Origin of the sequence: Pigmentiphaga aceris, assembly GCF_008119665.1 — a bacterium.
GTDB classification, from domain to species: domain Bacteria; phylum Pseudomonadota; class Gammaproteobacteria; order Burkholderiales; family Burkholderiaceae_B; genus Pigmentiphaga; species Pigmentiphaga aceris.
Genome location: NZ_CP043046.1, coordinates 4,111,241 through 4,137,462, shown reverse-complemented (window position 1 = coordinate 4,137,462; position 26,222 = coordinate 4,111,241). Strand labels below are relative to the sequence as shown.

At 62.4% G+C, this 26,222-nt stretch carries 21 protein-coding genes; 5 read left to right on the top strand and 16 right to left on the bottom strand.

The genetic code is table 11. The features are described from left to right. Positions 1-77 precede the first annotated feature (77 nt). The 13 genes from dapA to FXN63_RS17820 form a co-directional block, all read right to left on the bottom strand. A complete protein-coding gene (dapA, locus tag FXN63_RS17880) occupies positions 78-1,076 on the bottom strand; it encodes a 4-hydroxy-tetrahydrodipicolinate synthase (protein WP_148816545.1) in 999 nt (332 codons plus the stop codon). A 15-nt stretch (positions 1,077-1,091) separates the two neighbouring features. Beyond that, positions 1,092-1,424 (bottom strand): hypothetical protein, encoded by a 333-nt coding sequence (locus FXN63_RS17875; RefSeq protein ID WP_246164876.1) that lies wholly within the window; start codon positions 1,422-1,424, stop codon positions 1,092-1,094. A gap of 172 nt (positions 1,425-1,596) precedes the next feature. Then, positions 1,597-2,397 carry a TorF family putative porin gene (locus FXN63_RS17870; protein WP_148816544.1) on the bottom strand — a complete coding sequence of 267 codons (801 nt, stop codon included), beginning with the start codon at positions 2,395-2,397 and terminating at the stop codon, positions 1,597-1,599. Between the two features lie 136 nt (positions 2,398-2,533). Then, positions 2,534-3,226 (bottom strand): two-component system response regulator KdpE, encoded by a 693-nt coding sequence (gene kdpE / locus FXN63_RS17865; protein WP_148819519.1) that lies wholly within the window; start codon positions 3,224-3,226, stop codon positions 2,534-2,536. A 231-nt stretch (positions 3,227-3,457) separates the two neighbouring features. Beyond that, the gene (locus FXN63_RS17860) at positions 3,458-6,256 is read right to left on the bottom strand and encodes a sensor histidine kinase (protein ID WP_148816543.1); all 2,799 of its coding nucleotides are present in this window, start codon (positions 6,254-6,256) and stop codon (positions 3,458-3,460) included. Between the two features lie 91 nt (positions 6,257-6,347). Continuing rightward, positions 6,348-7,007 carry a potassium-transporting ATPase subunit KdpC gene (gene kdpC, locus FXN63_RS17855; RefSeq protein ID WP_148816542.1) on the bottom strand — a complete coding sequence of 220 codons (660 nt, stop codon included), beginning with the start codon at positions 7,005-7,007 and terminating at the stop codon, positions 6,348-6,350. 104 nt (positions 7,008-7,111) lie between these two features. Continuing rightward, positions 7,112-9,217: a potassium-transporting ATPase subunit KdpB gene (kdpB, locus tag FXN63_RS17850; protein WP_148819517.1), complete on the bottom strand. Its 2,106-nt coding sequence runs from the start codon at positions 9,215-9,217 to the stop codon at positions 7,112-7,114. Between the two features lie 75 nt (positions 9,218-9,292). Then, positions 9,293-11,101, bottom strand: a complete 1,809-nt coding sequence (kdpA, locus tag FXN63_RS17845) for a potassium-transporting ATPase subunit KdpA (protein ID WP_148816541.1) — start codon at positions 11,099-11,101, stop codon at positions 9,293-9,295. After that, entirely contained in the window at positions 11,101-11,190 is a 90-nt protein-coding gene (kdpF, locus tag FXN63_RS17840) for a K(+)-transporting ATPase subunit F (RefSeq protein WP_148816540.1), read from the bottom strand. Before kdpF ends, kdpA begins: the two co-directional genes overlap by 1 nt. Before the next feature lie 346 nt (positions 11,191-11,536). Next, positions 11,537-12,850, bottom strand: coding sequence for an MFS transporter (locus tag FXN63_RS17835; protein WP_148816539.1), 1,314 nt, complete (start codon positions 12,848-12,850; stop codon positions 11,537-11,539). A 325-nt stretch (positions 12,851-13,175) separates the two neighbouring features. Then, a complete protein-coding gene (locus FXN63_RS17830) occupies positions 13,176-13,421 on the bottom strand; it encodes a hypothetical protein (RefSeq protein WP_148816538.1) in 246 nt (81 codons plus the stop codon). Positions 13,422-13,553: 132 nt separating this feature from the next. Beyond that, positions 13,554-13,757: a hypothetical protein gene (locus FXN63_RS17825; RefSeq protein ID WP_148816537.1), complete on the bottom strand. Its 204-nt coding sequence runs from the start codon at positions 13,755-13,757 to the stop codon at positions 13,554-13,556. 26 nt (positions 13,758-13,783) lie between these two features. Continuing rightward, a complete protein-coding gene (locus tag FXN63_RS17820; protein WP_148816536.1) occupies positions 13,784-14,323 on the bottom strand; it encodes a DUF6496 domain-containing protein in 540 nt (179 codons plus the stop codon). Positions 14,324-14,488: 165 nt separating this feature from the next. Between FXN63_RS17820 and FXN63_RS17815 the strand changes: the two genes are divergently transcribed. The 3 genes from FXN63_RS17815 (at position 14,489) to FXN63_RS17805 (ending at position 19,804) form a co-directional block, all read left to right on the top strand. Continuing rightward, positions 14,489-15,889, top strand: coding sequence for a CoA transferase (locus FXN63_RS17815; RefSeq protein ID WP_148816535.1), 1,401 nt, complete (start codon positions 14,489-14,491; stop codon positions 15,887-15,889). A 194-nt stretch (positions 15,890-16,083) separates the two neighbouring features. Next, a complete protein-coding gene (locus FXN63_RS17810) occupies positions 16,084-17,535 on the top strand; it encodes an NAD-dependent succinate-semialdehyde dehydrogenase (RefSeq protein WP_148816534.1) in 1,452 nt (483 codons plus the stop codon). A 328-nt stretch (positions 17,536-17,863) separates the two neighbouring features. Next, positions 17,864-19,804: a methyl-accepting chemotaxis protein gene (locus FXN63_RS17805; protein WP_148816533.1), complete on the top strand. Its 1,941-nt coding sequence runs from the start codon at positions 17,864-17,866 to the stop codon at positions 19,802-19,804. A 64-nt stretch (positions 19,805-19,868) separates the two neighbouring features. Here the strand turns inward: FXN63_RS17805 and FXN63_RS17800 are convergent, their stop codons facing one another. The 3 genes from FXN63_RS17800 to FXN63_RS17790 all read right to left on the bottom strand — a co-directional run bounded on the left by FXN63_RS17800 (position 19,869) and on the right by FXN63_RS17790 (position 24,078). Continuing rightward, positions 19,869-22,277 (bottom strand): TonB-dependent receptor, encoded by a 2,409-nt coding sequence (locus FXN63_RS17800; protein WP_187394939.1) that lies wholly within the window; start codon positions 22,275-22,277, stop codon positions 19,869-19,871. Between the two features lie 228 nt (positions 22,278-22,505). Further along, on the bottom strand, positions 22,506-23,561 hold the full coding sequence (locus FXN63_RS17795; RefSeq protein WP_148816532.1) for a FecR domain-containing protein: 1,056 nt from the start codon (positions 23,559-23,561) through the stop codon (positions 22,506-22,508). A 7-nt stretch (positions 23,562-23,568) separates the two neighbouring features. Next, positions 23,569-24,078, bottom strand: a complete 510-nt coding sequence (locus tag FXN63_RS17790) for a sigma-70 family RNA polymerase sigma factor (RefSeq protein ID WP_148816531.1) — start codon at positions 24,076-24,078, stop codon at positions 23,569-23,571. A 188-nt stretch (positions 24,079-24,266) separates the two neighbouring features. On the opposite strand from FXN63_RS17790, the gene FXN63_RS17785 reads away from it, so the two are divergent. Together FXN63_RS17785 and FXN63_RS17780 are read left to right on the top strand one after the other, a co-directional pair. Then, the gene (locus FXN63_RS17785; RefSeq protein WP_342791178.1) at positions 24,267-24,920 is read left to right on the top strand and encodes an RNA polymerase sigma factor; all 654 of its coding nucleotides are present in this window, start codon (positions 24,267-24,269) and stop codon (positions 24,918-24,920) included. A gap of 115 nt (positions 24,921-25,035) precedes the next feature. Next, a complete protein-coding gene (locus tag FXN63_RS17780) occupies positions 25,036-26,106 on the top strand; it encodes a FecR family protein (protein ID WP_148816530.1) in 1,071 nt (356 codons plus the stop codon). Positions 26,107-26,222: the final 116 nt, after the last annotated feature.

Sequence of the window (26,222 nt, the reverse complement as noted above, 5' to 3'; positions counted from 1 at the left end):
GGCGCCTGGATGCAAGCGCCCGCGCCGATCTTACCTTGACCGTCAATACCGACGTCAGCCCTATAAGTGTCTTGAATTCACTGGCTGAAGAGAGTAGAAGCTGCGCGCTGCCGCTCTGTGGAAGGCGCATCGATCCGCAGCATTGCCTTGTCGATTCTGGCGGCTAGTGCATCTGATGCGGGTGTCATGGGCAGGCGAAGCTCGTCTGCAATCCAGCCTTGGGATGCGAGCAGCTTTTTGACTGGAGCCGGGCTGGGTTCTTCAAACAGCAGCCGGATCAAGGGGCGCAGCGGATCGAACAAGCTTCGCGCTGTGTCGGCCTGACCCGCGTGCGCCAGACGCATTACTTCCACCATGCGTTGGGGGAATACGTGCGCCACGACGGGAATGGCACCTTGGCCGCCGCGCAGGGCGTGGTCGAGAAACGCATCGTCTTCGCCGCACAGCACGGGGATTGCATTGCGTCGGACCAGGGTATCCAGCATGTCGGGATCGCATTCCTTGACGGCAGCAAACTGCGGGTCGCGTGCCAGCGTTTCCAGGGTCGCAACATCCATGGCAACACCGGTGCGTCTGGGTACGTTGTAGAGCATCAAGGGGCGCTGCGTGGCGCGCGCCAGTTGATGGTAGTGCCAGGCAATACCGTCTGCGGAGGGACGCAGGTAGTAGGGCGGGGGCACCAGGTAACCCGCCAGATTCAGGCGATCCAGGCGACGGATGTCATCGCAGACCTTGCGGGTGTCGACGCCGCCCATGCCAACAACGATGGGCAGGGCGTCGGGCAAGGTCTGCACGGCTTGCACCATGGCCAACTTCTCGGCCGTGCTGAGCAAGTTGCCTTCGCCAGTGGACCCGAACAACACCAGGCCCGTGATGCCTGCACGCCGATAGTGATCGGCAAGTTGCACGGCGGCGTCCATGTCCACCTTGCCGTGGCGCATGGGGGTGATCATGGGCAGCCAGATGCCGGTGAACTGCGCGCGTTCAGCCTTGCATGGCAGGCTTGAACGGCTGGCCTCGCTGTCCGCAGATGTCGTCGAAGCAGGGGCCGGTCGGGTGGGAAAAACTTCAGTCATGAGATATGTCATGACTTAGTGCGTGGCCGCGCTGATCGAAGGCTGCACACGACCGAATTCGGCACCGGGCAGGTCACGCATGATCGCGTGCATCAGGCTGTCAACACCACTGCGCGTGGTGCGCAGCGACAGCGTGACGCAGGCGCGCGCGTGGTCGACTTTCATCACATAGATGTCCACGGAATCTCCCAGTGCAGCATGCAAGGCGCGCCGCACGCCCAGTGCATCGCGCGTTTCCACACGCAGCGTCAGCTGGACGGATTCGGCAAGCGGTGCTTGCGGCGCAGCGTGGCGCGCCATCAGCAAGGGGGAGTACGTGGACTGATGATGAAACTGTCGTGAGGCCATGTCTGTGATCGGCGGTCCCCGCATCTGCGGTGACCGTATCGGCGAGTGGATAAGGATTCCAATATAGGAATTGCCGCATAAACCCCTCGCAAAGAAACGCGTGCTGACCGTAAAGATTGCGTCAATGCGATGTGCCCGGTTTACGGTGCCGGGCACGATCCTTCACAAGCGATCAGAAAGCCTGGGTAAGCGTCAGCAAGGCGGCCTCTCGCCCCATGAAGCGGCCTTTGGCATTGGTGTAGACGCTGCGCTTGGCGTTGGTGTCCACGTAAGCCAGTGACACCGTCAAGCCCTTGGCAAGTTCTTTGGACAGACCAAGTTTCCAGTCCAGATACGACGCGTCGGCTACGTTGCGGACATACTGGTATCCCACGTGTGCATTGGCCGTGAGGCCCCAGAAACCGGTGTCCAGGTTGGCGCTCAGGTCGTAGTACTGGCTATGCCTGCTGCCCGCGAAACCGAACAGGTTGGTCAGTGCATTCGAGTATTTGAAATTGAACACGCCGTAACCCACGCTTGCATACACCTCGGTGGTGTTTGGGCTGGTGTAGCCGGTCGGATAGTCGCCGGGGTAGTAGTAGCGCAAGACACCAGCATCCAGCATCACGTCGTTGGCCAACTTGGTCTTGAAACCGGCGTAGAAGTCCATTTCCAGCGGCGCGGATACCGCCGGGCTGCTGTCGTCCAGCCAGCTGACGTTGGAATTCCAGTTGCCGATGTAGAAACCGCTGGCATGATTGAGATCGAAGCCGCCTTGCAGTGCGGGGTGGCTGTTGGTCTGCATCAGGCCGCGATAGCGGTACTCGCTGGCCAGTGACAGATTGGCGGTCAGGGTGTAGTCGGACGAGGTGCTGGCAGGGGTTGAGCCAGGTTCAGTCGCCGTTGACTGGGCCAGTGCAAACGGGCTGAATGCGATACCGGCGACGACAAAAAAACCTGCGGCCAAGCGCTGGGGAATACGTGGCAAAGACATGCATTTCTTCCTGAGGTGACAAGCGTTTCAAGCGAGCCGCCACAGTAGAGAGAAGCGCATAAATGCCGAGACAATAATCCGGGCGTTTGTATAAGAAAAAGGTAAAAGCCGAGCAGCGAATCTGCTCCCCCTGGAGTCAGCCCGCGAACCGATACCCCACACCCACTTCCGTCAGCAGAAACACGGGCTGTGCCGGATCGGCCTCCAGCTTGCCGCGCAGATGGCCCATGTAAATACGCAGGTAGTGGTTGTCTTCCACATGGCTTGGCCCCCATACCTGGCGCAGCAATTCCCGATGGGTCATGACCTTGCCGCGCTGTGATACCAGGGCTGACAGCAGCCGGTACTCCATGGCGGTCAGATGCAGGTGTTCACCCGCCTTGGTCACGGTGCGACGCGACAAGTCCAGGTTGATGTTGCCGAAGTTGATTTCCGCCGAATGTTCGCCCGCCAGCCGCACCTGTCGGCGCAGCAGCACGCGCACACGTGCCACCAGTTCACCCACGCCAAAAGGCTTGGTCAGGTAGTCGTCTGCGCCGGCATCAAGCGCGCCGATCTTGTCGGATTCCGCGCTGCGGGCCGACAGCACCAGCACCGGTACGTCGGTCCAGCCACGCAGCTCGGTGATCAAGGTCATGCCGTCTGCATCGGGCAGGCCCAGATCGAGAATGACCAGATCAGGATGGCGCGTGCCGGCTTCGATCAAGCCACGTTTGACGGTCTCGGCTTCGAACACCACCCAGCCTTCGGCTTCCAATGCAGAGCGCACGAAACGCCGGATGTTCAAGTCGTCTTCGATCAGCAGCAAGGTGGGCTGGTAACCGTTGATGGGCGCGGTTTTTTCCAGCGCCGTGGTGCTCGTCCGCGTGTTCATTGCTGTGTGGATCTCCGTGCTTGTTTCAGTGCTCGTTTCAATGCGTCGTTCTGCATTTCCTGGACATTCGGCGGGTGTGTTGCCAACTGTCTGGTGTCCAGGTAATTCACCAATTTTATGAGTCAGCTTGGTCTTCAGTTTTACAGAGGTTCAGCCCGATTCGCTCGACCAGTTTCGCTCAATCCATCATGCCTGTTCATTCGGCAATTCCACATCCTCTGGCAGTTCCGCCAGCATCGCAGGCGGCGTGCCCAGCGGCAGCGTGAAGACAAACCGGGCACCGGCTCCGTCCGCACGCTCTACCCAGATCCGGCCTTGATGCGCGCTGATGATGGCCTCGCATACTGCCAGGCCCAGGCCGACGCCGGGCGTGGCCGACTCACGTTCACCACGTGTGAACTTGTCGAAGATGCGTCGCTCGGACCCTTCCGGCACACCAGGGCCGTGGTCTGTGACCGATACGCGCATCAGTTCGCCATCGACCTGCGCATCCATGTGGATGGCGCTGCCGACGGGGGCATATTTGGCGGCGTTTTCCAGCAGGTTGCACAAGACGCGTTCGATCAATACGCCGTCGCACTCCACCAGGGGCAGCGCGGACAAGCTGGCAATTCGCACCGGGTGGCGCAACAGCGCCTCACGCATGACTGCCAACGCCGCACCCACCAGTTCTTCCATCGACTGCCACTCGCGCCGCAACGGGGCTTCGCGGCTTTGCAGGCGCGCCATGTCCAGCAGGTTGACCACCAGCGCGTGCATGCGCTGGGCCTGGTCACGCATCCGGGCCAGGTCGTCCTGAACGTTGGATGGCAGGTCTTGTGCGGTGCGCATCAAGGTTTCTGCCGTGCCGATCAGACCCGTCAACGGGGTGCGCAGGTCGTGCGACACGGCGGCCAGCACCGAATTGCGCAGCTTTTCCGATTCCACATTGACCAGCGCCTGCTGCGCAACCTCCACGTAGTGCAGACGTTCCAGCGCGATCGCGATCAGGGTGGCATAGGCTTCCAGTTCACGCCGGGCATCGGGGCGGGCCAGCGATTCACCGGCTGGCGTCTCGATTGCCAGCACCCCGCGCACCCGCATGGGTGCCTTCAAAGGCAGGTACAGCAAGGGGCTGTTCGACAAGGTGTTGGTGCCTGCACCTGCGGCCTGCCCGTGGTCGTAGACCCACTGCGCCAGCGCCGATTCCAGCGCCTGCATGCCATTGTCTTCACGCGATGCCAGCTTCAGTCGATCATCTGGCCCCAGGATGTACAAGGCGCAGCGCGACCCGAAGGCGGCGTGGATGAAGGTGGCGGCAGAGTCCACGATCTGTTCGGGCATCAGCACCGACGACAGCTCGCGCGCGAATTCGTACAAGCCCCGTGCATCGGCCTCGCGTTTGACCGAACGTTCTGCCTGCATGCGCAGCCCGGCGGTCAGTTGGCCGATCACCATGCCCACGCCCAGCAGCACCACAAAGGTCAGCAGGTACTGCACGTCCGACACGCCGAACGAGGCAATCGGGTCCACAAAAAAGAAGTCGAACAAACCTACGCTGATCAGTGCAGCCAAGGCGGCCGGGCCGCGCCCGTGGCGCAATGCAACGACGACTACCGCCAGCAGAAACAGCATCACGATGTTGGTCTGATGCAGGATCGGGAAGACCAGCGCCGACAAGCCGGTGGCCACGGCGCAGTACAGCAGCGCCCACGCATACGCAGCCCAGCTTTTGCCTGCCTTGGGCGCGGGCGTGTTGTTCACGGTACTGGGATCGCGGCGCGGAATGGGCGCGGCAGCAACCGTGGGGGCACCCAGCCGGATCACGTCCATGCCGGGGCAGGCCGCTGCCAACTGGTCAGCAAAGCTATGGCGGTGCCAGATCCAACCGGGTGCCAGCACCGCTGACAACAAGGCCGACAAGGACCAGCGCAGCACCGGCGAGCGACCGGCGCGCCCGCGCCCGACAACCGCTTTGGTGACGTTGTGCCGGCGCACGTAACGCACCACGGCATCTACCATGTCGCCGCCTGCCAGGGTCTCGGTGCGAGCACCCAATGAATCGGCCAGCGCCAGCGCACTTTGCAGGCGGTCGTGGGCAGCATCCCCTTGCGGTTTGACGCGCAAGGTTTCGATGGTGATCACATGCAGCTCGCATTCCAGCTGCTGCGCCAGGCGATGCGCATTGCGCACCACGTAGTCGGCATCGGCGTCGCCCGCCAGGCAGGCAACCACCGCTTCGCGGGTGCGCCACACGGCATCGATCGAGCGGTCCTGGCGATATTCCAGCACGTCATCGTCAACGTGTTCGGCCGTGCGGCGCAGGGCCAGTTCACGCAGCGCAAACAGATTGCCCTTGCGAAAGAAATTGCCTGCTGCATGACGGGCCTGTTCGGGCAGATAGACCTTGCCTTCTTTCAGCCTGCGCAGCAGTTCATCGGCCGACAGATCGACCAGAATGATCTCGTTGGCCGCATCGAAGACCGTGTCGGGCACGGTCTCCCAGACGCGCACACCGGTAATGCCGCTGACCGCGTCATTCAGGCTGTCCAGGTGCTGCACGTTCAGGCTGGTCCACACGTCGATGCCGGCCGCCAGCAGGTCTTCGATGTCTTGCCAACGTTTGGCATGGCGGGATTCCGGCGCGTTGGAGTGCGCCATCTCGTCCACCAGAATCAAGGACGGCGCACGCGTCAGCGCAGCGTCCAGGTCGAATTCTTCCAGCGTGTGGCCACGATAGCTGATCTGCTTGCGCGGCAGCACAGGCAGGCCGACCAGCAGCGCCTCGGTTTCGCGCCGTTTGTGGGTCTCGATGATGCCGGCCACCACGTCGCGGCCTTCCGCGTGTTGGGCGCGTGCCGCCTGCAACATGGCGTAGGTCTTGCCCACGCCCGCCGACGCACCGAAGTACACCCGCAGCTTGCCGCGCGCCGCGTTGCGGTCGGCGGCGTTCAGGTGTTCGAGCAAGGCGTCAGGGTCGGGGCGGTCGGGGCTGGTTGAGGCCATCGTGGTTGGATGCGAATGAAAATATCAGGCCGGGGAAAAATCAAGCATGGGCGGATTTGGCTGGATCTCCTAACCCCAGCTACCACGCCGCTTATTGCTGCTTCGCTTCATCCAGCGCCAGATTCAGCGTCAGCACATTCACCACCGGCTCGCCCAATATACCGATCAGGGGCCGTTCGGTGTGCGCCTGGATCAGCGCATGGACGTTATCCAGCGACAGCTTGCGCAGACGCGCCACGCGGGCCGCCTGATAGTTGGCGGCTGCCGGACTGATGTGTGGGTCCAGCCCGCTGGCCGAGGTCGACACCAGGTCCACGGGAATTTGCGCGCTATTGCCAGGGTCTGCCTGGCGCAACGCTTCGATTCTGGCCACGACGGCATCACGCAGCGCCGGGTTGGTTGGGCCCAGGTTGGAACCGCTGGATGCGCTGGCGTTGTAGGGCATCGGGCCAGTGGCAGACGGGCGTCCCCAGAAGTATTGCGGTGAACTGAAGGCTTGGCCGATGAGGGTCGATCCGACCACCTTGCCGTCGCGTTCGATCAACGAACCCGAGGCTTGGAAGGGAAACATCAGTTTGGCGACGCCAGTAGTGGCCAGCGGGTAGAGCACGCCGGTGACCAGCGTCAAGGCCGCGAACAAGACCAGGGCAGGGCGCAGCACGCCGCTGCGTTCGGGGAAGCGGGCGGGGGTGCCACCGTGGGTGCCTCGTTGACCGGCATCCGAGGGAATAGGAAGAGTAGGGCTGTTCATGGAAGTGTTCCGTATTCAAGATGCGGATGCCTGGGGGCACCCGCGACAGTTTCAGAGGCAAGGCAATTGGGCCGAATCAGATGAGAGCATCACGCCCATGCATCTCAGGCCAGCCCCAGCACGGTCAGGATCATGTCGATGGCCTTGATGCCGACAAAGGGCACCAGCAGGCCACCCAGGCCATAGATCAGCAGGTTGCGACGCAGCAGCACGGCGGCACCCAGCGGGCGGTAACGCACACCTTTCAAGGCCAGCGGGATCAGCGCCACAATGATCAACGCGTTGAAGATCACGGCCGACAAAATGGCCGACGAGGGCGTGGTCAGCTGCATCACGTTCAATACGCCCAACTGCGGATACACCGCCGCAAACGCCGCCGGGATGATCGCGAAATACTTGGCCACGTCGTTGGCCACGCTGAAGGTGGTGAGCGACCCGCGTGTCATCAGCATCTGCTTGCCGATTTCCACGATCTCGATCAGCTTGGTCGGGTTGGAATCCAGGTCGACCATGTTGCCGGCCTCTTTCGCGGCCTGTGTGCCGGAATTCATGGCCACGGCCACATCTGCCTGGGCCAAGGCCGGCGCGTCGTTGGTGCCGTCGCCGGTCATCGCCACCAGGCGACCTTCAGCCTGATAACTGCGAATCAGCTTCAGCTTGGCCTCGGGCGTGGCTTCCGCCAGGAAATCATCCACGCCGGCTTCGGCCGCAATGCTGGCCGCTGTCAGCTTGTTGTCGCCGGTGATCATCACGGTCTTGATGCCCATGCCACGCAGCTCACCAAAGCGCGCCTGGATATCGGGTTTGACGATGTCTTTCAGTTCGACAATGCCCAGTGCGCGCGCACCGTCACTGACCATCAACGGGGTGCTGCCACGGCGCGCCACGTCGTCGGCCAGGCGGCGGGTGGCGTCACTGACCGTGCCGCCTTGCGAGATGACCCAGGTAGCCACTGAATCGACCGCGCCTTTGCGCAGCACGCGCTCGCCCAGGTCCAGCCCGCTCATGCGTGTCTGGGCAGTGAAGGGCACGGCCACGCCATCGACCGCCCCGGCCTGCGATTGCGTCACGCGGTCGGCCAGCACCACGATGCTGCGGCCTTCCGGGGTTTCATCGGCAATCGAGGCCAGGCGTGCGGCCTGCGCCAAATCCTGCACCGACACGCCTTGCGCCGGCAGGAAGTTCGAGGCCTGGCGATTGCCGAAGGTGATGGTGCCGGTCTTGTCCAGCAACAACACGTCCACGTCGCCAGCGGCTTCCACCGCACGGCCAGATGTGGCGATGACGTTGGCCTGCATCATGCGGCTCATGCCGGCCACGCCAATGGCAGACAGCAGGCCGCCGATGGTGGTGGGGATCAGACACACCAGCAGCGCCACCAACACGGTCACGGTGACCACTGAACCAGCACCGGCTGCGTTCACCGCATACAGCGAGAAGGGCAGCAAGGTGGCCACGACCAGCAGGAACACAATCGTCAGACCCACCAGCAAGATGGTCAGCGCGATTTCGTTCGGTGTTTTCTGGCGCTTGGCACCTTCCACCATGGCGATCATGCGATCCAGGAAACTCTCCCCCGGGTTGGACACGATCTCTACGAAAATCCAGTCCGACAAGACCCGCGTGCCGCCTGTGACGGATGAGAAATCACCGCCCGATTCGCGAATCACCGGGGCCGATTCACCGGTGATGGCGCTCTCATCGACCGAGGCCAAACCAGCCAGCACCAGGCCATCGCCAGGGATGGTGCCGCCGGCTTCGACCAGCACCACGTCACCTTTGCGCAGGTCGGCCGAGGCACGTTCAGTGGTGCGGCTGCGCCAGGCATCGGCGTTTGCGCCTTTGGCATCGGCAAGCCGGAAGTCTTTCAAATAACGCGCCATGACGGTGGTGCGCAGACCGCGCAGCGCAGCGGCCTGTTGTTTGCCACGGCCTTCGGCCAAGGCTTCCGCAAAGTTGGCGAACAGCACCGTGAACCACAGCCAGATGGTGATCGCCAGAATGAAGCCTGCCGGCGCTTCGGCCTCGCCCAGCACGGCCATGATCCACAGCACGGTGGTCAGCATGCTGCCCACGTACACCACAAACATCACCGGGTTCTTGATCTGCGCAGCGGGTGAAAGTTTGCGGAAACTGTCGATCAGTGCGGGCATCAGCAGCGCGCCGGACAACAGGCCGAAGGGTTTGGCCGCAGGCATTGCCGACGGCATATCAGCGTCGCGAGCGGCCGTGGCCGTCGTCGCGACAGGATGATGGAACTTGCTCATGTCAGTGTTCCGTGACAATCAAGGTTGAAGATGTTCGGCAACCGGGCCGAGTGCGAGCGCCGGCACGTAGGTAAGCGCACCCACCAGCAGCACGGCACCGATCAGCAGCACGACAAACAGGGGGCCGGTGGTGGGCATGGTGCCGGGGCCGGCCGGGATACGGCGCTTGGTGGCCATGGACCCTGCCAGGGCCAGCACCGCGACGATGATCGCGAAACGGCCGAACCACATCGCCAGGCCAAGCAACACGTTGTAGAAGGGCGTGTTGGCCGACAGGCCCGCAAAGGCGCTGCCGTTGTTGTTGCCGGCTGAAGACAGCGCATACAGGATTTCCGAGAAACCATGCACGCCCGGGTTCAGCACGCCGGCCTGGCCTGCACTGGTCATCACGGCGATGGCGGTGCCGGTGAGCACCAGCAGCGGCGTCACCAGAATCACCACGGCGATCATCTTCATGTCGAAGGCGTTGATCTTCTTGCCCAGGTATTCCGGCGTGCGTCCGATCATCAGGCCGGCGATGAACACCGCAAGAATGGCGAAGGCCAACATGCCGTACAGCCCCGAGCCCACGCCGCCGAACACCACTTCACCCAGCTGCATCAACAACATCGGCGACAAGCCGCCCATGGCCGTCAGCGAGTCGTGCATGCCATTGACCGCCCCGCACGATGCGGCAGTAGTCACCACGGCAAACAATGCGGTGGCGCTGATGCCGAAGCGGCTTTCCTTGCCTTCCATGTTGCCGCCCGGAGCCAGCGAGGAATGCACCGCGTCCACACCGGGTTGGGCCAGCATCAGATTGGCCTGCTGTTCGAAGTGCCCGGTGATGACAGCAAACACCACGAACAGCGCCGTCATTGCCGACAGAATCGCCACGCCTTGCCAGCGATTGCCAACCATTTCTCCGAAGGTGAAACACAGCGCAGCCGGGATCAGGAAGATCGCCAGCATCTGCAGGAAGTTGCTTAATGCAGTGGGATTTTCAAACGGATGAGCAGAGTTGGCATTGAAGAAGCCACCGCCATTGGTGCCCAGCAATTTGATGGCTTCCTGAGACGCCACCGGACCCATCGCAATGTTCTGCGTGCTGGCGGTGGCTGGGTCGGTCAGCGCAACGCCTTGGGCGTCTTTCAACGGTGTGCCAACTGCGTCCACACGCGGGTTGTCGTAGCTGACGGTTTCTATCGTCTGCACGACTTTGTAGTCGTCGAAGTTCTGAATCACACCCTGGCCAACCAGCGCCACGGCTAGCAGCAATGACAGCGGCAGCAGCACGTACAAGGTGATGCGAACCAGATCGACCCAGAAGTTGCCGATGGTGCTCAGTTGATGGCGAACCAGGCCGCGCACCAGCGCAAACAACACGGCAATGCCGGTCGCGGCAGACACGAAGTTCTGCACGGTAAGCGCCAGCATCTGCGTCAGATAACTCATGGTCGCCTCGCCGCTGTAGCCTTGCCAGTTGGTGTTGCTGACAAAGCTGATGGCGGTATTGAAAGCGGAATCTGGCGAGATGTCGGGCAGGCCAGCCGGGTTCAGGGGCAGGCCGCCTTGCAGACGTTGCAGCGCATACAGCACCAGCACGCCTAGCGCGCTGAAAGCCAGCAGCGACACAGCATATTGCTTCCAGCCCATTTCCCGATCCGGGTTGACGCCAGCCAGGCGGTAGAAGCCGCGTTCCAGCGGTCGCCCCCAGGCGGTCATGAACCGGGCTCCCGTTCCGCCGCCACCTTCCACCGCCACGCGGATATACCGCCCCAGGAAGGGGGCGATGACAAACAGGACGGCCAGGTAAAGACCCAGCAGTCCGACAAATTCGGCGTTCATCAGAATTTCTCCGGCTTGAACAGGGCAAACACCAGATAGACCAGCAGCAGGGCGGCAACGCTGCCGCTAAGCAAGTAGAGCCAGGTCATGAGCGCTCTCCCTGCAGCAAGTCGTCGCAGAAGTGCGCCAATCCGAATGTCAGGCTGACAAAGAAGGCGAAAGTGATGAGGTAGACGGCGTCCACGTTGGTTCTCCCGGGAGCTTCGCTCCCCGTGCAAGCCAAGCCACAACAGGTGGCTCGGGCGTAGGCTTGCAGCGTAGGAAAACCAGCGTAAAAACGGGATATACGTTCTCGGGGGCGCTATAAAAAGCGCGTAAAAACGGCGTGCAGAATGCAAAACGCCGACCGGGCAAGGCGCGGTCGGCGTTTGTATGGGACGGGTGCCCGGTGGGAACAGTGCCTGGATCTACACTGCGCTTGAATCCAAAAAGTGCTTAGATATTCTGGACCTTTTCAGGCTTCACACACAAGACCAGTACCGCCCCCACCACCAGCACGGCTGCCAGCATGTAAAGCCCGATGTCGGTGCTCTTGGTGGCATCGACGATGCGGCCCATGATGATCGGTGCGGTGAACCCCGACAGGTTACCGAAGGAATTGATCATGGCGATCCCGGCCGCTGCCGCCGCACCGCCCAGGAACGCCGTGGGCAAGCCCCAGAACACCGGCAGCGTGGACATGATGCCCATGGTCGCCACGGTCAGGCCAAACATAGCGATGAACTGGTTGGCATGGAAGCTTACGCTGATCACCAGGCCGATGGCCGCGACCAGACTGGCGATGGCCGCATGCCAGCGTTGCTCGCGCACCCGGTCGGCATTGCGTGCCACCAGGTACATGGCGACCACGCCGAAGAACCACGGAATGGCGCTCAGCAGGCCGATCTGCAAGGGGTCGGCAACGCCGATCGACTTGATGATGGTCGGCAGCCAGAAGCTGACGCCATACAGACCGGACACAAACGAGAAGTACACCCCGGCCAGTAGCCACACACGCGGATTGCGCAATACGGTCAACGGGCTGGCTTCCGCCTTGGTGGATGCCTCGGCCGCGATGTCACGCGCGATCAGTGCTTTTTCGCTGGCGTTCAGCCATTTGGCTTCGCTGACGCGATCATCCAGATACTTGAGCACCACCAGGCCAAGCGCTGCTGCCGGCAAACCTTCCAGCACGAACAGCCATTGCCAGCCACCCAGCCCGGCAACGCCTGCCATGTCACGCATGATCCAGCCCGACAGCGGGCCACCGATCAGGCCGGCAAACGCGATTGCCGTCATGAACAGCGAAGTGGCGCGATTGCGTCGATGGGCGGGGTACCAGTAGGTCAGGTACAGGATGATGCCGGGGAAGAAGCCTGCTTCCGCCACCCCAAGCAGGAATCGCAGAATGTAGAAGGACATCGGCGTGGTGACGAACATCATCGCCGCCGATATCAGGCCCCAACTGATCATGATGCGCGCGATCCATTTTCGCGCGCCTACCTTGTGCAGGATGATGTTGCTGGGAATCTCGAAGATGAAATAGCCCAGGAAGAAGATCCCGGCACCCAGGCCGTAGACCGTGTCGCTGAATTGCAGCGCACTTTGCATCTCAAGCTTGGCGAACCCGACGTTCACGCGGTCGAGATAAGCCGCGACATAGCCGATGAACAGCAGTGGCAGTAGGCGCCAGCCCACCTTGCGGTAGACCGCATCGGCTTCGGCGCTTTGCGGACCTGGAATATTGGGAGTTGCGGTTTGCGTCGACATGCTCGTCCTGGAATTAATGGCCCGGCAAGGCTAGCGCCGATGTATACACATGGATATCCCGGATATCCCTTGCACTGCAGCAAAGGCCTGCAACGACGCCGTCTTTACCGCGCTGGGTGTCGGTCTGATGAAAGTGTATGCATAGTTGACAGGTCATCGCGCTGCATTGCATTGGTCGCAATACATTGATTTCCATGCAGGAAATTCACGCAAGATGCCCTGCGTGTGCAGTCAGGCTCGATGAGCGAACGCGATCGAAGGCGTTGGTTGCGCGCTTGAAGAACGCGCTGGCTGACCTGTGATGCTGAACGTCTTATTTGCCGAATTACTTTCCAAACGCAGAGGGCAAGTCGGCATTCAGACCACCCAGGTCGACACCCGTCGTGCCCAACCCATTCTTGCGCTTCTTGTTGGTGGTGCTGGGTTTCTTGGCCGCCGGTGCCTTGGTAACCACCACGGGCGCAGCGGCCTGTTCGCTGCCGGGCAGCGGCAAGGTAGCTTCCATCGACTGGCTGGCTACTTCGAAAGCGGCAAAAAAATCGGCAACGGCCGAGGGCGGATTTCCTGACATGGCAGACCGACAGCATAAGAGGCGGCCCGCAGTGTAGCGCGCCCTCGTGACCAATAGGCCATCGAGGGCGCGCGAATCTCCATCAATACCACGCACCGCAACATTTGCGGTGGCGTGGTTAGACATGGCGTATCAGTTCGGACGCCGGGCCCCTTGCCCGTGATTGCGCCCGCTCTGCTGATCGGCACCGGTGCCGATCTGGCTGGTGTGGCCGTCTTTCTTGCTGCGATTCTGTTCGCTGCCGTGACTGCGTTGTTCGTCGCGCGACACGTCATCGGCCTGCGCCTGCTGCTGTTGACCCGGCTGTTCGGTTTTGGTTGGCTTTTTCTGCGTCATGAAAGTGCTCCTGATCGGATGAAAGTTCAGCGTGCTGCCTGGCTTTGTGCGGCACGGTTTGCTGCACGTGTACGCGCAGCCTTCTTCGCGGCCTCGGACCGGCCAGCCGCGCCCTTGGTGGCTGCACCCTTGCGGGCGGCCGCCGAACGATCTGCTGCAGTGCGGGTGCTTGCCGTCCGCTTGGCGTGATGCGACAAGGCCACGCCCGAGGCGGGCGCGCTGCCTTCGCGTTTCAAGGCCCGGACACTGGCACGCACGCGCGTCGGCGATTTGCGCATGGTGGGTTGTTCACCGCGCTTGAGGTCAGTGTTGGCTTTCTTGCGTGTCTTCTCGCCCTCGGCACGTTTGGCAGGCGCCGGGCGCTTTGACGGTGCGGCGACTTTCACGCCGGCGCGGCGTGCTTCAGACAAGCCAATCGCAATCGCCTGCTCGGTGTTGCGCGCGCCATGTTTGCCTTCGCGAATGTGGTCGATCTGTTCCTTCACGAACTCGCCGGCCTGGGTCGAAGCGGACTTGCCGGCGCGCTTGTCCTGCTTCGCGGCGGCAACGGTTTTCTTCTCGGGCATGCTGCTCTCCTGATGAAAAAAGACTCCGTCGGTGGGACAGCAAATGGTGTGCCGGTCGTGTGCCGTCATGCGCTGCCGACGCGGGTGTCGAGTTTCCGCTAATGTGTTCCTGATTTTTGTCCTGAATTACTGTCCCTGATTCGTGTTCCTGATCTGGAGCCCCGCATGTCCGACGCACGCACCGATATCTTCCTGCCCGAGATCTGGCAAGCCATGCGCGGGGATGCTGCGCGCCTCGATGATGTGTCACTGTCACTGGCCGGGGGTCTGCCGTCGGCGTTCCCGGTGTCTATGCTTGCGCAAGCCACGGTCGGATCGGCTGCACTGGCCTTGTCCGAGGTGATCGAAGCGCAAGGCGGCATGGCATCGCAGGTCAAGGTGGATGGACGACTGGCGTCGTTCTGGTTCGACATGTCCTTGCGCCCGCAGAACTGGACGCCGCCATCGGCGCGCGACGAGCTTGCCGCCGACTATCCCACCCGTGACGGCTGGATTCGCCTGCACACCAACGCCCCGCATCACCGCCGTGCTGCGAAGCGCGTATTGGGTGACTGCCGCAGCTACGACACCATGGCGGAGTCAGTGGCGCAGTGGGACAAAGACGCGCTGGAAACTGCGGTGGTTCAGGCGGGCGGTTGTGCGGCAGCCATGCGGGATCACGCCGCATGGCTGGCCCATCCGCAGGGCATCGCGGTGGGTGCTGACCCGCTGGTGCTGTGGAATCATGGATTGCCAGGGACACGAACGCCGTGGCGCGGCACGCCTGCACGGCCGTTGCAAGGCTTGCGGGTGCTGGACCTGACCCGTGTGCTGGCCGGGCCGACCGCAAGCCGGTTTCTGGCGGGTTTCGGGGCGGAAGTGCTGCGTATCGATCCGCCGTGGTGGGACGAGCCCGGCCTGGTGCCGGAAATGACCTTGGGCAAGCAGTGCACCCAGCTGAACCTGACGATTGCCGCAGACCGCGAACGCTTTGGGGTGCTGTTGTCGGAAGCGGATGTCTTCCTGCACGGCTACCGCGCCGATGCGCTGGAGAACCTGGGCTTTGGTGCCGAGTGGCGGCAGCAGCATTGCCCGGGTTTGGTCGATGTGTCGCTCAATGCCTATGGATGGCAGGGGCCGTGGCAAGCACGACGCGGTTTCGACAGCCTGGTGCAGATGAGCTGCGGCATTGCCGAGGCCGGCATGCGTTGGGCAGGCAAGGACAAGCCGGTTCCGCTGCCGGTACAGGGGCTGGATCACGGCACCGGCTACTTGTTGGCTGCTGCGGCCTTGCGAGGCTTGGCCGAACGCCTGACGACCGGTGCCGGCGCACGCGCCCAGGTGTCGCTCGCGCGCACCGCCAAGCTGCTGATGGATGCCCCCGACATCGACCCACCGCCGGCACCGCTGGCCCCGGAAACCAGCGCCGATCTGGCCTTTGAGCTTGAGGCGACGGCATGGGGGCCGGCCCGACGCCTGCTTGCCCCGGTAACGGTCGGCGAAGCACGCATGCGCTGGCATCTGCCGGCCGGACCCTTGCACCGCGCACCCGCCGCATGGCCCGATGCGGCACGGAACACCCAGTGATGCACTGGGGCAGGAAAATCGGCCTTGGCATTGTGGTGACCATGGTTCATGGTCTGCTGGATTGCATGGCCACCTGGCCGGCATCTAGGTATCGCCGCGCCTGATCCATGCGCTACGATGGCAGACGTGCGCGCTCTGCCAGCGCCGCTTGGCATCAAGGCAGGGTTGCAGCCTCAACCAACGGGATTTTCACAATGTCTGACGACAAGCAGAACTACGCGAAGCTGGGTTTGTACATCGACGGTGAATGGGTGTTCCAGGCCTCGGGCGGAACGCTCAAGGTCTACAACCCTGCTGATGAAACGGTGCTTGGCGAACTGCCCCTGGCCGGTATCAGCGAGCTGGATGCCGCACTGGCCGCCGCACAACGCGGTTTCCGTGTGTGGAAACGCACCCAGGCCCACGACCGTTATTGGGCTCTGCGCCGCGCTGCCGCCTTCGCCCGTGAACGTGCCGAGCTGATCGCCGGCCTGATCACCAAGGAACAGGGCAAGCCGCTGGCTGAAGCCCTGATGGAAGCCAAGGCTGCGCCGGACCACATCGAGTGGTATGCCGAAGAAGCCCGCCGTGCCTACGGCCGGGTGATCCCGGCGCGTGGCAACTCGGTGCGTGCTTCGGTCATTCGCGAAGCCATCGGCCCGGTGGCCGCGTTCACGCCCTGGAACTTCCCGGTCAACCAAGCCGTGCGCAAGATCGCCGGTGCGATTGCAGCCGGTTGCTCGATCATCATCAAGGGACCGGAAGATACCCCGGCATCCTGCATCGAACTGGTGCGCTGCTTTGCCGACGCCGGCCTGCCCAAGGGCGTGCTGAACCTGGTCTACGGCAACCCGGCCGAGGTGTCGAACCACCTGATCCCGTCGCCGATCATCCGCAAGATCTCGTTCACCGGCTCGGTGCCGGTGGGCAAGCAACTGGCCTCGCTGGCCGGCCTGCACATGAAGCGTTCGACCATGGAACTCGGCGGCCACGCCCCGCTGATCGTCTTCGCCGACGCCGATGTCGATGCCGCAGTGAACACCGCGGTTGCCATGAAGCACCGCAACGCCGGTCAGGTCTGCGTGTCGCCGTCGCGCTTCTACGTGCACAACGACATTCATGACAAGTTCGCCGAAGCCTACGCCGCCAAGGTGCGTTCGCTGGTGGTGGGTGCCGGTGGCGAGCAGGGCACACAAATGGGCCCGCTGGTGAAGTCGCAACGCGTGGAAGCCATGACGCGCCTGGTGGACGATGCGGTCAGCCGTGGCGCACGTGCCCTGTCGGGTGGTGGCAAGCTGGATCGCGCCGGTTACTTCTTCGCGCCGACGACCCTGGTCGACGTGCCGGATGATGCGCTGGTGGCTTATGAGGAGCCCTTCGGCCCGATCTCGTCGCTGTATCGCTTCAACAGCTTCGACGAAGTGGTGGAACGCGCCAATGCCTTGCCTTTCGGCTTGGCATCCTACGTGTTCACCCGTTCGCTGAAGACCAGCATCGACATCAGTAACGAGCTGGAAAGCGGCATGGTGTCGATCAACCATTCCGGCATTGCCTTGCCCGAGACGCCTTTCGGTGGCGTGAAGGACAGCGGCCACGGCAGCGAAGGCGGCACCGAAGGCCTGGACGCCTATCTGGTCACCAAGTTCGTCTCTGAACTGGGTGTCTGATCGGTGTTGATCTGGTGATCCACTGGGTTGTGGAGCACCAGATCGGTTGAAAGATAGATGTCGGTTTCAAGCCTTGCACCCACGGTGCGGGGCTTGAACCGATACGCAAAGGCAGTTGCCTGACGCACGCGTTCATTACACGCACTCCAAAGACATACGCAACGTATGTCAACTGCCGATCTGCCTGCCGCAGATCCCGGCGCACGCTCACGCGCACCTTCCATCGCGCCAGCCCTCAAGCTGCTATCTGGACTGCCGATAACCTGATTACCTTCCTGGCGATAAGCATATGCCTTGTCGCGGACCACCTTCATCCTAGAGCCCACAAGTGAATATCAAGCAGAAGCTGACCTGGGCGTTTGCCACGATTGCGTGCGTACCCATCCTGCTGGTGGCTGCCGTGATCATCTACAACCAGCGTGCGCAGGCCGAGGCGGACTTCCTCGACGGCAGCAGCCGCGAGATCCGCCAGATCGACAATGCCATGAGCATGTTCTTCAAGGGCATCAACGAGACCGTCGAATACGTGGCAAGCCTGCCCGAAATCGTCGCGGCACCGACCCTGAAGAACTATTCGTCTGAAGATGCCGCCAGCATTCCCCTGCCGGAAACCAATAAAACGCTGGAAACGATCTTCGAGCGTTTTGCCAAGTCGCACCCCACGACGGCATACCTGTCATACGGGCGGGTCGATGGCGGTTATTCCAGCTGGCCGCGTGACGCGAGTCTCAAGGCTTACGACCCGCGTGTGCGCCCCTGGTACAAGACCGCAGTGGCGGCACCAGGTAAAACGCTTCGCACCGCCGCCTATTACTGGGCGCGTGATGACGCGGTGCTGGTTGGCACGGTGCGAACCGTCAACGACGCGCAGGGCAATCTTGCTGGCGTGGTGGGACTGGACGTATCGCTCAAGCAACTGACCGACCTGGTCAAGCAGATCAAGATCGGCCAGAGCGGTTACCTGATCCTGGCTGAAAGCAATGGCAACGTGCTGGTCGACCCCGGCAACGCCGCGCATAACTTCAAGTCGCTGGCCGATCTGGGCGGTGATTACGCCAAGATGGCGAACGCAAACGGTCTGCTCGAAGTGGTCATCGATGGCAAGCGTTACATGGCGAATGCTTGGGCCTCGCCAAGCCTGGGCCTGCGTTTCATCGGCCTGATCGAACACAGTGAAGTCATGGCCAAGGCCAATGCACTGGCATGGCAGATCGGATTGATCGTGCTGGTGTTGGCAGCCGTGTTTGCTGTCCTGGGCACCGTGTTTGCAAAGCTGATCGTCAACCCGATTCGCAGTGTCACGAATGGTCTGGAAGATATCGCACAAGGCGAAGGTGACCTTCGGCGCAACCTTGCGGTGCAGGGCAAGGATGAAACGGCCGTGCTCGCCGGCTGGTTCAATCAGTTCCTGGGCACGATTCGTCAGCTGGTTCAACGCATCGTTGAATCGTCGGCGGCCTTGCGCGTGACCTCTGAGGGGTCGACGCGCGTGGCGCAAGACATGAACGACATGGCCGAACGTCAGCGTGGTGCGGTGGAAATGGTGTCGACCGCTTTCCACGAGATGGTCACCACCGCCAACGAAGTAGCCCGTTCCTGTGGCGAGGCGGCAAGCTCCGCCGATGCCGGTCAACGCCAGGCACACGCCGGACAGGCCCAGATCGAAGATGCCAGCGACAGCGTGACGCGCTTGAGCGAGAACCTGAAGCAGTCCGCACTGGCGTTGCAGGCGCTGGAAAAGGACAGCCAGAACATCAACACGATTCTCGGCACCATCCGTTCGATTGCGGAACAGACCAATTTGCTGGCGCTCAACGCGGCGATTGAGGCAGCGCGCGCGGGTGAACAAGGACGTGGTTTTGCGGTGGTGGCCGACGAAGTGCGTGCGCTGGCTCAGCGTGCTGCTACGTCCACCGGTGAAATCGACGGCCTGCTGGGCGGCCTGGCGCGGCGCACCAAGGAAGTGACACGTCAGATGGAAAGCAGCCTGACGATGTCGCAGTCCAGCGTCGAGCGCATCAGTCTGGCGAACCAGAGCTTCGAGCAGATTCGCGAAACGGTGGACAACATCCGCGACCAGAACAGTCAGATCGCCACGGCGGCGGAAGAGCAGCACAAAGTCGCGGAATACATCAACGGGCACATTGCGCAGATTCAGAACGATGCGCAGTTGGTCGAAACGCTTGCACATTCCGCCCACCGCGATTCGCAGGAACTGGCGCAGTTGTCCGAGCAACTGCAAAGCCTGGTGGGACGTTTCAAAGCCTGAGTGTCACGGCGGAAACCAGCGTCAACGCGACCTTGGTTTCCGCCAGGCGGCTTGCCAGCAAATGTCAGAACGCCACGCTGGCCGACAGGCTGAGCGTGCGGGGTGAGCCAAGCGCAAAGGCACCCCATTGCGACACACCAGACCAATACGCCTGATCGAAGGCGTTTTTCAGATCCAGCTGAAAGGTCACATCGTTGCCGTGGATGTTCGTTGCGTAGCGTGCACCGACATCGACCCGGGTCCACGAGGACAGGCTGGCGCTGTTCTGCTGGTTGACGTATTGCTTGCCGGAATAGATCAGGCCCGAGGTCAGGGTGACGCCCGGCACCCACGGAAGATCCCATTCGGCCCCCAGTGTGGTGTGCCAGCGAGGCACGCCCACCGGCTGATTGCCACGCAAGGCGGGGTCTGCGGTCTGGGTCAGTTCGGCATTCAGCCAGGTAATGCCGCCGTGCAGGCGCACGCCCTTGGTGGCTTCGCCCTGCAAGCCCAATTCCAGGCCACGGTTACGTTGCTCGCCGCTTTGTCCGAACACCCCGTTTTCGATGAAAGCGCTGGGCTTGACGATCTGGAACAGGCTGGCGGTGGCCATGACGGAATCGAAATCCGCCTTGAATCCCAGTTCGTACTGCTTGGACTTGTACGGAGACAGCATCTCGCCGGCATTGCGCGCGGTCTGCGGGGCCACATCGCCCCGCGACAAGCCTTCGATGTAGCTGGCATACAGCATGGTGGACGACGTGGTGCGATAGATCGCGCCCAGCGCCGGGGTCCACGCCTTGTCCTGATAGGTGCTGGTGCGCGCGCCGGTGATCCGGTCCCAGTTGTCCGCGTCGATCTGCACGTACCGGGCACCCGCAATGATCTGCACCCGGTCGTTCAGGATCGACAAGGTGTCTGACAGCGCCAGGCTATCGAGCTGAGACTTCGCCACGCGCGGCACTGAACCGGGGGCGGCAACATCTTGTGCAGGCAAGCGCAGCGGGGCATACAGGTTGGACGAGAACCGGCGGCCATCGGTGCTGTTCTGGTAGTTGGTGACGTCCAGCGTGGTGGCTTGGATGGTGGCCCGATGTCGGATAGCGCCCGTGGTGAACCCCAGTCGCGCCCCGGCCGATGCCGTGTCGCGTTTGACCTCGAAGATGCCGTAGCGCGGCGTGCTGGTGAAATCACCGGCACTGTTGGAAAACACCATTTGCTGATCGAACAGACGGTCGACCTTGGAATACCCGTGGCCCAGGTTGCCGAATACGGTTACTTGGTCGTTCACACGATATTCAAGGTCCACAAGCGCCGACCGGTCTTTCAACGTGGACCATCCCCAGGTCTGGGCCGGGTTGCTGCGTCCGTTGGGGGCGTCAGGCACTGCCATGCCGGTGCCTATTGAAAAGACGCGCGACGGAGCATCCCAATCTTCGTATTGATTTATCAGGTCCAGGCTGACCGACAGCTTGTCACCGCGATAGTCCAGACCCAGTGCGCCGACGGAAATCTCGCGGCGCTGGTTATCCACGGCGGTTTTGCCTTGCTCGTGGCTACCGTTGACGCGAACACCCCATTCCTGCTGCTCGCCGAATCGACGACCGACGTCAAGCTGCAGCCCACCGACTGAGCGTTCTTCAAAACTGGTGCTCAGGCGTGTAATGGGTTGGTCCGTGGCCCGCTTGGGAACCACGTTGATGACGCCGCCCACGCCGCCATCGGGCGAGACGCCGTACAGCAGGCCAGTGGCTCCCTTGAGCACTTCGACGCGTTCGATGTAAGGCGTGAAGGCGCGGTAATTGGGCGCAATCCCGTAGACGCCGTTGAACGCGATTTCCCCCACGTTGCCTTCCGCTATCGGGAAGCCGCGTATCGAGTAGGAATCGACCATGCCCCCGGTCTGACTCACCATGACCGAGGGATCGAAGGCCACGGTGTCTGCGATGGTCTTGGCGCTGCGGCCACGAATGAAACTCTCGGTGTAGCTGGTCATGCTGAACGGGATGTCCATCACGTCCTGATTGCCCAGCACGCCAGCGCGTGCGCCGCGTGCGGTCATCCCGCCTGCGTATGCTTCCGGCAAGGCGCTGGGGTTCTGACGCGTGCCCACCACGCTGACTTCGTGCAAGGTGGTGGTGCTGGTGGCACCTACGGATGGAGTCTGCCTGCGCAAGGTGTATTCGCCGACGGTATCCCTGACTGGCTCCAGGCCGGTACCCGTCAACACACGCTGAAGCGCTTGCATGGTGGTGTAGCGTCCGGCCAAGCCTTGGCTTCGCATGCCTGCCGTAAGTGATGCATCGACAGAAATCACCGCTCCCGACTGACGCCCCAGATTGCCCAAGACCTGATCGAGCGAATCGCCTGCAAGCTTGAAATCGTGGCTGGCTTCAAGCCTGGTGGCGGTCTGCGCCTGCGCGCTCAGGAACGGCACCCCTGTTGTCATGCCAGCCGATAGCCACAGCAGCGCGTGGGCCAGGGGTTTCAGCATTTGCGTAGACCGAGCGCGCGCAAGCGTGGCCGGGGAGGGCAGGTGTTGAGATGTGTGGAAAGGGGCAGCCATAAATTCCTGTGCGAAGGCGGGTCATCATGTTCAAGCACCATGGAACCGTCAGGACCCTATCGATGCTTCTTGATAGGTAGGCCGCACGAGACACAAAAAACTGCCGACGAATTTGTAAGCGCGAAGATCCAAGGGGCTCCGTACCTGTTCGTGCCATCAGCGCAGAGAAACCTGAACCCAGTACTTTGTCGACCGGGTCACCTTCACGGGCAGGCGTCGCGCTATCGAATCAAGGATCAGGTCCGTGGCGTCGGCACCGTGCAGCGGCCACGTGCCGGTGATCCGCAGGCCAGCCACTTCCGGCGTCCAGCGCAGCACGCCTGGTCGGTAATGGCCAAGCTCGGCCAGGAAGTGATCCAGCCGCATGCTGGCTGCGACGAACATGCCATCGACCCAGGCCAGACTGTTTTCGTCCAGCGGGGTCGACGGTGCAATGCTGTCGCGCGTGAATTGCAGTTGCTGCCCAGCCCGGACGATGACGGGCTGTCCTTGCTGGCCATGCGGTCTGACTTCGACCGCGCCTTCCACCACGGCCAGCTTCGTATAGGCATGCAAGCCCGGAACGGCTTCGTGGCGAACCAGGAATTTGGTGCCGATCGGGGTCAGCGTGCCTTCTGCGGTGACGACCACCAGCGGCCGTCCCGCCGGGTCGGCACCCGTGGTCAGCAGCACTTCGCCTGCATGCAGAATAATGCGGCGCTGCTGCGCGTCGAAGCGCACATCGATGGCACTGGCGGTGTTCAGCGCCACCTGCGTGCCGTCGTCCAAAGTCACGGTGCGCTGCTCGCCCGTGGCGGTGCTGACATCGGCCAGCAGGCTGGACAAGGACGCACGCCAAGGCAGTTGTTCTTGCACCAGATACAGCGCGGTGCCACCCATACCCAGGCAGACCAGGGTCTTGAGTGCCCGGCGTCTGCCGCCGGCATGGGCTGCTTTCTGCAAGGCACCATGTGCAATCGACGGGGTGAGCAGTTCCGCACCATGTCGCAGCCGGCCGCCCATTTTCTGCAGTTGTGACCAGGCGCGAGCGTGGTCGGTGTGGGCGTGATGCCAGCGCGTGAACGCGGCTTCGTCTTCTACGGACTGCATGCCTGATGCCAGCTTCACATACCAGGAGATAGCTTGTTCGCGAACGGCTGGCGGGAGCGGTTCGATTCGGGTTTGGCTCTGGTCTGTGTAGCCTGCCGGGCTTGCCTGAGATGATCGGCTCATGCGATGTTCAGTCGTCGCGCAGCAGAATCTGGAAGCAATGGCCCACGGCGCGTGTCATGGCCTTCTGCACCACATTCACACTGACGCCAAGTTGGGCGGAAATCTGCGGGTAGGTCAGGCCGTCGATCTGGGACAGCAGGAATATTTCCCGGCAACGTGCGGGCAGGCCATCGAGCATGCGCGCGATCTGCTCAAGCGTTTCCAGGATGATCGCGCGATCTTCCGCCGATGGCAGCACGGCTTGCGGATGCACGGCCAAGGTGTCGAGCCAGGCCTGTTCCAGTTCGCGTCTGCGCCAATGACTGACCACCAGACCGTTTGCGATGGTTGCCAGGTATGCGCGTGGTTCCCGGATGGCGGCGTGTTGATCCCGCCCAAGTATGCGCACGAAGGTGTCATGCGCCAAGTCGGCAGCGTCGGATGCGTTGCCCAGTCGCTGCCGCAACCATCCGTGCAGCCACCCGTGGTGATCGCAATAAAGCGCTTGCAAAGCAGATGGAGCGGGTTGCCTGGGCATGGGTGACACTGCTGGCAGCCAACGCGCCAAGCATTTAGATGAGAATGAATATCAATTATGTAGCGTTTGAAGGGCGCTTGGCAATATCACCGACAGGCAGCTGTCCAGGCATATGGCACGCAGCTTGGCTGCTATGACTCAGGGTTTGATGCCGGGAAGTGTTCAACTTGTGCTGCAATTTCGGTAGAATGAGATTCATTCCCGTTCAGAAGCGCTTATCCAGCTCGGGCCTTGTCGTCACAGGGGCCGGTTTGCTGACGGACCTCGTCATCTTTCCTGGCCTTGCCCGATCCGTGGTTGCCCGTTATTACCGAGAACTGCTGAATTTCCTGTTCCGGGCCGTCCGTGACCGCCACACGGCGGCCGACTTGGCACAGGAAAGCTACGCCCGGGTGCTGGCGGCCGAGCAGCGGGGACAGAAAATCCACGATCCGCGTGCCTTGCTGTATCGCACTGCGCGCAATCTGGTGGTTGACCAGCACCGCCGGGCCGATGTGCGTGGCGAAGTGCTCGATACCGCTGCTGACGAAGCCTTTGACCTCGACGCCATTGCCGGGTCGGCATCTCTGCAGCCAGAGCAAATCCTTGCCTCGCGCGAGGGGCTGGCTTCAGTCCTGGCAACCATCGACCAACTGCCGCCACGGTGCCGCGAAGCCTTTATCCTGTTCAAGTTCGACGGCCTGTCGTATGCCGAGATCGCGTCGCGCATGGGTATTTCCGTGCGCACCGTGGAAATGCAGCTGCAAATCGCGATGGACGCGTGCTGGCAGTGTTTTGACCAGCTCGAAGGGCGGCCTGACGATGCCCCTGCGCCAATACGCCGAGGACGGTCCCGGTCATGACATGCCATGTTGCCAGCCGCCTTGTGGGCATTGCCGGGTTGGCCTGTTTTCGCGCTGCGATACCGGGTTCCAGGCTGCTCGTGCGTCTACTCAAGAAGATGGAAGTTTTTCGCCCATGAATGCGCCGCAGCCCTTCACGCCCGCCGCGCCTGGTCTGCGCCAGGAGGTGCTGGACTGGTATGTCCGTCGCCAAGGCGAAAGCTGGCGCGACGAGGACGAACGTGGGTTTCAGGTCTGGCTTGCGGCAGACGATACACATGCGCGCGCCTACACCCAGTGGGAAGCCAAGTCACGTGCGCTGGATGCGATCCCTGCAGATGCCGTTGCCGCGCTGCGCCTGCGGCTTGAACAGGAAAAAGCCACGCAACGCACGCGGATCAAGACACCCATCGAGGCCCCCTCGCGTCGCCGTTTCCTGATGCCGGCATTCGCGACCGCCGCTGTGCTCGCCGTACTTGCGACCACGGGACCGCTGGCCTGGAACCACTGGATGGCCCAGCCGGTGTACACCGAAGCCTTCGCCACCCGCCAGGGTCAACAGATCGAGCTGCGTCTGCCCGATGGCAGCCAGCTGCGGCTGGACACTGCCACGCAACTGACGGTGCGCTACTACCGGCATCGCCGCGAGGTACTGCTGGCCGAAGGCCAGGCCATGTTCACGGTCCAGGCCAATGCCGCGCAGCCCTTCGTGGTGTCGGCCGGGCCGCTGGACGTGGCGGTGGTCGGCACCCGCTTTTCGGTTCGCCATACGCCGCAGCAGCCGGGTGCCAATGGCGTGCGCGTGGCGGTCGAGGCTGGGCGCGTGCGCGTGGCGCGCCGCACGGACACCGCCGATGCGGCCTTGTCCGATACGCCTGGCAGTGTGTTGCTGGTGGCAGGCCAGCAGGTGTCGGGTGATTCGCAGGGCGCGCTGGGGGCGGTGTCTTCGGTGTCCAGCGAAGGGGTGGCCCCTTGGCGCGACAACCGCATCAGTTTCGTGGACACGCCGTTGTCGGACGCCCTGGCCGAATTGGGGCGCTACGGCAGTACCGGCTTGTCGATACGCGACCCGGCAGTGGGTGCATTGCGCCTGAGCGGCACCTTCGATCCGCGCGATGCGCAAACGCTGCGCCGGGTGCTGCCCAGCGCACTGCCGGTCAAGCTGCAAACGCGTGGCGACACGGTGGAAATCGTCTCGGCCAGATAAGAGGCAGGGCGGCAGAAAAGGGCGTTGCCGGGGCTGCCGAAAAAAACTTGCCGCGTATTACCGTAGTTCGGCGAACTGATGCGTCTACCTGAGTGGGAAGCATTTTTATTCACCAT

Coding starts and splice junctions, on each gene's coding strand:
- FXN63_RS17785 (WP_342791178.1), top strand. CDS start 24,267: ATGAGATTCATTCCCGTTCAGAAGCGCTTATCCAGCTCGGGCCTTGTC.
- FXN63_RS17820 (WP_148816536.1), bottom strand. CDS start 14,323: ATGCCCGAGAAGAAAACCGTTGCCGCCGCGAAGCAGGACAAGCGCGCC.
- FXN63_RS17860 (WP_148816543.1), bottom strand. CDS start 6,256: ATGGCCTCAACCAGCCCCGACCGCCCCGACCCTGACGCCTTGCTCGAA.
- FXN63_RS17790 (WP_148816531.1), bottom strand. CDS start 24,078: ATGCCCAGGCAACCCGCTCCATCTGCTTTGCAAGCGCTTTATTGCGAT.
- FXN63_RS17795 (WP_148816532.1), bottom strand. CDS start 23,561: ATGAGCCGATCATCTCAGGCAAGCCCGGCAGGCTACACAGACCAGAGC.
- FXN63_RS17830 (WP_148816538.1), bottom strand. CDS start 13,421: ATGTCAGGAAATCCGCCCTCGGCCGTTGCCGATTTTTTTGCCGCTTTC.
- FXN63_RS17870 (WP_148816544.1), bottom strand. CDS start 2,397: ATGTCTTTGCCACGTATTCCCCAGCGCTTGGCCGCAGGTTTTTTTGTC.
- dapA (WP_148816545.1), bottom strand. CDS start 1,076: ATGACTGAAGTTTTTCCCACCCGACCGGCCCCTGCTTCGACGACATCT.
- FXN63_RS17810 (WP_148816534.1), top strand. CDS start 16,084: ATGTCTGACGACAAGCAGAACTACGCGAAGCTGGGTTTGTACATCGAC.
- FXN63_RS17815 (WP_148816535.1), top strand. CDS start 14,489: ATGTCCGACGCACGCACCGATATCTTCCTGCCCGAGATCTGGCAAGCC.
- kdpB (WP_148819517.1), bottom strand. CDS start 9,217: ATGCCGTCGGCAATGCCTGCGGCCAAACCCTTCGGCCTGTTGTCCGGC.
- FXN63_RS17875 (WP_246164876.1), bottom strand. CDS start 1,424: ATGGCCTCACGACAGTTTCATCATCAGTCCACGTACTCCCCCTTGCTG.
- kdpC (WP_148816542.1), bottom strand. CDS start 7,007: ATGAACAGCCCTACTCTTCCTATTCCCTCGGATGCCGGTCAACGAGGC.
- kdpA (WP_148816541.1), bottom strand. CDS start 11,101: ATGAACGCCGAATTTGTCGGACTGCTGGGTCTTTACCTGGCCGTCCTG.
- FXN63_RS17825 (WP_148816537.1), bottom strand. CDS start 13,757: ATGACGCAGAAAAAGCCAACCAAAACCGAACAGCCGGGTCAACAGCAG.
- FXN63_RS17800 (WP_187394939.1), bottom strand. CDS start 22,277: ATGCTGAAACCCCTGGCCCACGCGCTGCTGTGGCTATCGGCTGGCATG.
- kdpF (WP_148816540.1), bottom strand. CDS start 11,190: ATGACCTGGCTCTACTTGCTTAGCGGCAGCGTTGCCGCCCTGCTGCTG.
- FXN63_RS17835 (WP_148816539.1), bottom strand. CDS start 12,850: ATGTCGACGCAAACCGCAACTCCCAATATTCCAGGTCCGCAAAGCGCC.
- FXN63_RS17780 (WP_148816530.1), top strand. CDS start 25,036: ATGAATGCGCCGCAGCCCTTCACGCCCGCCGCGCCTGGTCTGCGCCAG.